5 protein-coding genes are annotated in these 6,000 nt (G+C 72.5%); 2 read left to right on the plus strand and 3 right to left on the minus strand.

The genetic code is table 11. The features are described from left to right. Positions 1-13 precede the first annotated feature (13 nt). Entirely contained in the window at positions 14-439 is a 426-nt protein-coding gene (locus AXW62_RS21930; protein ID WP_060946036.1) for an ArsR/SmtB family transcription factor, read from the plus strand. Between the two features lie 302 nt (positions 440-741). Here the strand turns inward: AXW62_RS21930 and AXW62_RS21935 are convergent, their stop codons facing one another. Both AXW62_RS21935 and AXW62_RS21940 read right to left on the minus strand, forming a co-directional pair. Continuing rightward, positions 742-2,085, minus strand: a complete 1,344-nt coding sequence (locus AXW62_RS21935) for an FAD-dependent oxidoreductase (RefSeq protein WP_060946037.1) — start codon at positions 2,083-2,085, stop codon at positions 742-744. A 486-nt stretch (positions 2,086-2,571) separates the two neighbouring features. After that, positions 2,572-3,246, minus strand: a complete 675-nt coding sequence (locus AXW62_RS21940; protein ID WP_060946038.1) for a DUF305 domain-containing protein — start codon at positions 3,244-3,246, stop codon at positions 2,572-2,574. A 192-nt stretch (positions 3,247-3,438) separates the two neighbouring features. On the opposite strand from AXW62_RS21940, the gene AXW62_RS21945 reads away from it, so the two are divergent. Beyond that, entirely contained in the window at positions 3,439-4,920 is a 1,482-nt protein-coding gene (locus tag AXW62_RS21945) for an LVIVD repeat-containing protein (protein WP_060946039.1), read from the plus strand. A 245-nt stretch (positions 4,921-5,165) separates the two neighbouring features. Here the strand turns inward: AXW62_RS21945 and AXW62_RS21950 are convergent, their stop codons facing one another. Beyond that, a complete protein-coding gene (locus tag AXW62_RS21950) occupies positions 5,166-5,807 on the minus strand; it encodes a TetR/AcrR family transcriptional regulator (RefSeq protein WP_060946040.1) in 642 nt (213 codons plus the stop codon). Positions 5,808-6,000 lie beyond the last annotated feature (193 nt).

The following is a 6,000-nucleotide window of genomic DNA, read 5'->3' on the forward strand; positions in this document are numbered from 1 at the left end:
ATGAGGAGCAGCCGTGCAGACGCAGACCACGCCGACCGCGCCCCAGGCGACCGGGCGCTCGCTGGAGCATCCGCGGCGCGAGGCGATCCGCCTGGAGGACGTGCTGCACGCGCTCGCCGACCCCATGCGGATGCGGGTGGTGCGGACGCTCGCCGAGCGGCCCGGCGAGCTGTCCTGTTCGGTCTTCGACCTGCCGGTCAGCAAGTCCACCACCACCCACCACTTCCGGGTGCTGCGCGAATGCGGGGTGATCCACCAGATCTACCGGGGCACCGCCAAGATGAACGCGCTGCGCCGCGCGGACCTGGACGCGATGTTCCCCGGTCTGCTCGACAGCGTCCTGGCCGCCGCGGCCCTCCAGGAGGGCCGCCTCGGCTCCGGCCGGGACGGAAAGTCCGCCCGGCCGGAGCCGGGGTCCGCCCGCCCGGCAGGTGGTTGAGGCCGCGCGGGCGGCAGCTTCCTCGCCCCGCCGACGATCAGCGGTACGTACGGCCACCGCGGCCGGGTGCATGGCCAGCGCGTGCCGGAGTCCGAAGGCGGCGAGCCGCCCGGGCGGCGGCGTCTCGTCCACGGGATGGCGTACTGGCGTACGGACGTCATGGCGGCGCCTCGCGACAGCGACGGGACGGGCGACGGACCAAGGTGACGTGACCGTAGCAGGTAGCAGGCTTGAACGATCTGTTGATCGCAGGACTGTTGTCGCCGTGTGTCAACCCCTCGGGACCGCGCGGACCGGTCCGTTCACCGCTGTTCGCGCGCCGCGCCCAGCAGCCCCGTCCAGTCCGGGATCTTCACCTTCGTACGCCCCAGCGCCTCCCCGAGCTCCTCCTCGGCCGCCTCGATCCGCAGCCAGCCGGTCCACTCCACCGGCTCCACCCCCGCCTCGCGCAGCGCCCGCAGCGGATCTGCCGCCACCGGGCGGGCGGCGAGCGCCTCCGCGTCCGACAGCAGCGAGGCCACCGTCTCCTTCGCGCACGGCCGGTTGGTGCCGATCACCCCGGTCGGCCCGCGCTTGATCCACCCCGCCACGTACTCCCCGGGCGAGGGCGCGCCGCCGCGCAGCACCCGCCCCGCCGCGTTGGGGACCGTGCCGCGCTCCTCGTCGAACGGCAGCCCCGGCAGCGGTACGCCCCGGTAGCCCACCGACCGCAGCACCAGCGGTGCCTCGATCTCCTCGAAGACCCCGGTGCCCGCGACCCCGCCGCGCCCGTCCGGGGCGGTCCGCTCGAAGCGCACCGCGCGCACCGCGTCCTCGCCCAGGAGCGCCACGGGCCGCAGGAAGAACCGCAGATGGATCCGGCGCGGCCGGCCCGCGGGCGAACGCCGCGCCCAGTCGCGCAGCACCTCGACGTTGCGCCGGTTGACCGCCGGCAGCCCCGACGGGTCGCCGTACGCCGGGTCGAGTGCCAGCTCCTCGGGGCGCACCAGCACATCGGCGCCGGTCAGCGCCCCCAGCTCGCGCAGCTCCTTGGTGGTGAACTTCGCCTGTGACGGGCCCCGCCTGCCGACCATGTGGATGTCCGTGACCCGGCTCTCGGACAGCGCCCCGAGAGCGGCGTGCGGCACATCGGTGGGCCGCAGCTCCTCCGCCCCACGGGCCAGCACGCGTGCGACGTCCACCGCCACGTTGCCGACCCCGATGACGACGGCGGAGTCCGCCCCGAGCGCGAAGGCGTCGCCGGGCGCGTCGGGATGGGCGCTGTACCAGGAGACGAACTCGGTCGCGGAGTAGCTGCCCGGCAGCTCCTCGCCCGGCACGCCGAGCCGCCGGTCGGTCGCCGCCCCCACGCAGTAGACCACCGCGTGGTAGAGCTCCAGCAGCCGCTCGGGCACCAGCGGGGGCGGGCCCACGTGCACATGGCCGAGAAAGCCGACCCGCGGGTGCTCCAGGACCGCGCGCAGCGTGTGCTGCAACGACTTGATCTTCTCGTGGTCGGGTGCGACGCCGTAGCGCACCAGCCCGTACGGACAGGGCAACCGGTCCAGTACGTGTACCGACACATCGGGAACAGCTTCTTGCTGGACGAGCGCCTGGGCGGCGTACACCCCGCTCGGCCCGGATCCGACGACCGCGACGCGCAGCACGGAGAGCTCCTTCCGCAGGATGTCTCCAGCATCCCACCCGGCGGGGCGCCCCGTCCGGCGCCGCGCGTCCGGTGACCGGCACGGGTGACGGCGCCCGGCCGCCGGTCCACGGTCCCGCGACCGCGCCGCGAGCCCGACGCGACGCACCCGCGGGGCGGTCCCGTGCGATGGTCTCGGTCCGACGCGTCCGCGTGACGGTCCCGCGCGAGCAGGTCCGTTCGCGCGCCCGGCTCGACGCGTCCGCGTGATGGGCCCGCGCGATGGTCCCGGTCCGACGGGCTCCGCGCGACGGTCCCGACCGGCTCCACGTGACCAGATCCGTTCGCGCGCCCCGCTCGACGCGTCCGCGCGGCGAACCCGCGCGATCAGGTCCCGGTCCGACCCGTCCGTGTCCGCGTCCGCGTTCGCGTCACGGCCCGGCAGGGCCCGACCGGCTCCACGTGACCGTCCCGGCCGACCGGCTTCGTGTGACGGTCACGCGGGTCGTCACACCAGTTGCCGCATCCGCCGGATCTCGCTGCTCTGCTGTGCGATCACGTCGTTGGCCATCTCCTCCACCCGGACGTTGTTGCCCTGCGCGAGCACATCCGTGGCCATGGCGACCGCGCCCCGATGGTGGGCGATCATCAGCTTGAGGAAGAGCGCGTCGAAGTCGGCGCCCCTGGCGGCGCGCAGCCGCTCGAGCTGGGCGGCGGTGGCCATCCCCGGCATCGTCGCGGTGTGGCCCTCGTGCCCGCCCGTGCCCTTCGCCTCGCCGCCGTATGCCTTCTGCCAGCCGCGCATCGCCTCGATCTCCGGCCGCTGCCCGGACGTGATGCGCTCGGCGAGCCGCTTGACCTTCGCCGACCCGGCCCGGTCGGGGGCGAGGCCGGTCATCACCAGGGCCTGCCGGTGGTGCTCGATCATCATGCTGATGTAGGAGCGGTCGGCCGTGTTGGGGGAGTCGTCGTCGCCGCCCTTCGCCGCCTCGTCGGCGGACAGGGTCCGTGCCGCCTCGCCGGGCCTGCCCGGCGCGATCACGGCGGGCTTTCCGTCCCGGTCCTTGCCCGCGTCGGCCCTGCCGCTGTCCCCGTCACAGCCGGTCAGGACGAGTGACAGGGCGGCGGTGGCCGCCGCGGCGGCGAGTGATGCGGTGCGGAGCGTCGTACGGCGGTGCAACACCGTTGCCTCCTGGGGCGCTTGGGATCCGCAGACCGTCTTAGCACGTCAGCGGCGCTCCCGACGCCGGCGCGTTGGGAAAATCTCGTGACGAACATGTTGCCGCCTATTGAGGTGTACATGGATAGAGCGATACTGCCCCCGGACCGTCGACCGTCCGGCCCCGGACGGAGACGGTGACAAAGGGAGGACGCAGTGAAGCCGTGGGAAAGACCCCCGCAGCGGCGCGGATACCTCGGCGCGGCCGTGGCCGCCTTCGGGCTGGTGGCCACCTTGCTGGCCGCGGGCCCGGCGGCCGCGACCCCCGACCCCGGTGACACCCCGCACCGGGAACGGGTGACGCAGGGGCAGCAGTCGCAGGTCAGGGAGGCCATCGAGAACGGCGACATCCCCGGCGTGGACGAGATCGTCCACAGCGACAACGTCAGCCACCTCGCCAACATCCCCAAGCAGGACATCAAGGGCACCAACTCCGACCTGGCGTTCCAGGGCCGTTACGCCTTCGCGGGCAACTACGACGGCTTCGTCATCTACGACATCAGCCGGCCCAGCAAGCCGAAGATCGTGAGCCAGGTGCTCTGCCCCGGTGCGCAGAACGACGTATCGGTGTCCGGAGATCTGCTCTTCCTCTCCACCGACTCCTCGCGCAGCGACAACTCCTGCAACAGCACCACCCAGCCGGCGACCGAGAAGTCCTCCTGGGAGGGCATGAAGGTCTTCGACATCAGCGACAAGCGGAACCCCGTGTACGTCGCCGCGGTCGAGACCGCCTGCGGTTCGCACACCCACACCCTGGTGCCCGAGCGCAAGGACGTCTACATCTACGTCTCCTCCTACGCGCCCAGCGACACCTTCCCGGACTGCCAGCCCCCGCACGACGGCATATCCGTCATCAAGGTGCCCCGCAAGGCGCCCGAGAAGGCGGCGGTCATCGACTTCCCCGTCCTCTTCCCGGACGGCGGCAACCCCGGTCCCCCCGCCAATCCGGGTGTCATCGAGACCACCGGCTGCCATGACCTCACCACCTTCCCCGCGCTGAAGCTGGCGGCGGGCGCGTGCATGGGCGACGGCATCCTGCTGGACATCGCCGATCCGGCGAAGCCGAGGGTCATCGACCGGGTCCAGGACAACGCCAACTTCAACTTCTGGCACTCGGCCACCTTCAACGAGCGCGGCACCAAGGTGGTGTTCACCGATGAGCTGGGCGGCGGCGGTGCCGCGACCTGCAACGCCGAGGTGGGCCCGCACCACGGCGCCGACGGCATCTACGACATCGTCGGCAAGGGCGACAAGCGCAAGCTGGTCTTCCGGAGCTACTACAAGATCCCGCGCTACCAGGCCGACACCGAGAACTGTGTCGCCCACAACGCCTCGCTGATCCCGGCCAAGGGCCGCGACATCCTGGTCCAGGCGTGGTACCAGGGCGGCGTCTCCATCTGGGACTTCACCGACTCCGACCGGCCCAAGGAGATCGGCTACTTCGAGCGCGGTCCGCTGTCCGCCGACAAGCTCGGCGGCGGCGGCTCCTGGTCCGCGTACTACTACAACGGCTACATCTACTCCAACGACATCGCCAAGGGCCTCGACGTCCTGAAGATCGACGACCGGCGCACCGACAGCGCCGCGTCGGTCCGGCTGGGCGAACTCAACGTCCAGACGCAGCCCGACTACCGCTGAGCGCCCGCTCGGATACCGCTGAGCGCCCGCTCGGGCGTATCGGGAACGCGGCGCCCTCCGCCCAGAACGCGGCGCCCTCCGCCCGGAGGGCGGGCGCCGCGCCGTCTGGCGCGGGTGCTCGCGAGGCGGAGGGCGTGCTCGTCGCGGGGGTCGCCCGGACGGTGCCGACAACGCGCAGGGCGGGGGTGCCAGGCGCCGCGGGACGGGCGGGACTTGAAGCCCGCCCCGGAAGGTTGGTGAACCTTCTAAGTCCCCGTGCTCATCCGGCTCCCGTCGGGCGGTTCCTCGCCCGGCGGGAGCCCCAGCTCCCAGTCCAGCCCGTAGCGGTGGAACAGCTCCGCCCGCAGCCGCTCCGGCGGCATCGGCGCCCCCGGCAGCAGCACCGCGACCACCGCGCCCATCAACAGGGCGCGCAGCAGCCGGTAGTCGGCGTCGGGGTCCTCGGCGCCGTACCGCACCATCGTGTCCCGCAGCAGACCGGCCAGCCGCTGCTGCTCGGGGCACTGGATGAAGCCCTCGGCCGTGAGGATGCCCGCCATGTGTGTGCGCATCAGCCGCGGCCGGTCCCGGGCCAGTCCCAGAATCGCGTCGATCGCCCGGGCCAGCAGCTCCCGCCCGGCGTCCTCGCCCTCCGGACGCGGCTCCCGCTCCAGCCCCCGGGCCAGCTCCATGTGCATCAGCCGGTGGACGGCCGTCTGCAGCAGCTGCCGCTTGCCCGGGAAGTAGTACGAGACCAGACCCCGGGCCGCCCCGGCCCGGTCGGCGATGTCGGCGAGGGTGGTCGCCTCGTAGCCGCGCTCGTCGACCAGCTCGACCGTCGCCTCCAGCAGACGGACTTGGGACCGGCGGCGCAATTCCTCATTGACCGATGGGCTTCGGGGGGACATGCTGTAACTCCTGCGTTGGCTGGCTGTCAGCCAATATACTCAGGTCACGTTCGGTTGTCCGCCGATGTCTTGAGGGCGGCCGCACGTCTTCCGTCGGTTCGGGCGACACGGGGGGATCGCCCGAACCGACGGTTTCCGCGTTCCCGGAGCCCCTCTTGGGGCCGGTCCGGCGGGCCTGGGGCGTGTTGCGAAA

The sequence above is a fragment of the Streptomyces hygroscopicus subsp. hygroscopicus genome, assembly GCF_001553455.1.
GTDB lineage: Bacteria > Actinomycetota > Actinomycetes > Streptomycetales > Streptomycetaceae > Streptomyces > Streptomyces hygroscopicus.

Bases quoted from the DNA above. Each gene is read 5' to 3' on its own strand.
- AXW62_RS21950 (WP_060946040.1), bottom strand. From the start codon at position 5,807: ATGTCCCCCCGAAGCCCATCGGTCAATGAGGAATTGCGCCGCCGGTCC.